Here is a 374-nt window from a genome sequence, read left to right as displayed (position 1 = left end):
CCCTATATCATTGTTTACTTGAACAAAGCCGACATGGTTGATGATGCTGAGCTGATTGAACTGGTCGAGATGGAAGTTCGTGAGTTATTGGACAAATACGATTTCCCAGGTGACGACACGCCAATCATTGTTGGTTCAGCCCTGAAAGCATTGGAAGGTGATACCAGTGAGATTGGTGCCCCATCTATTCACCGTTTAACACAAGCGATGGATGAATACTTCCCAGAGCCAAAACGTGCGGTTGATGGCGCATTCTTAATGCCTATTGAAGACGTATTCTCTATTTCTGGCCGTGGTACGGTTGTAACTGGTCGTGTAGAGCGCGGTATTGTTAAAGTTGGCGACGAGTTAGAAATCGTTGGTATCAAAGACAC

Annotated in this window: 1 protein-coding gene; it reads left to right on the top strand. The window is 45.5% G+C overall.

The window, feature by feature from the left end:
- Positions 1–374, top strand: a 374-nt coding sequence (locus tag LGT40_RS16765; RefSeq protein ID WP_369075662.1) for a GTP-binding protein, incomplete at both ends; no start/stop codon positions are given.

The sequence above is a fragment of the Methylophaga pinxianii genome, from assembly GCF_020447225.1.
Classification (GTDB): domain Bacteria; phylum Pseudomonadota; class Gammaproteobacteria; order Nitrosococcales; family Methylophagaceae; genus Methylophaga; species Methylophaga pinxianii.
The sequence above is the reverse complement of the archived record's forward strand: the minus strand, read 5'-3'. Positions and strand labels throughout refer to the sequence as shown.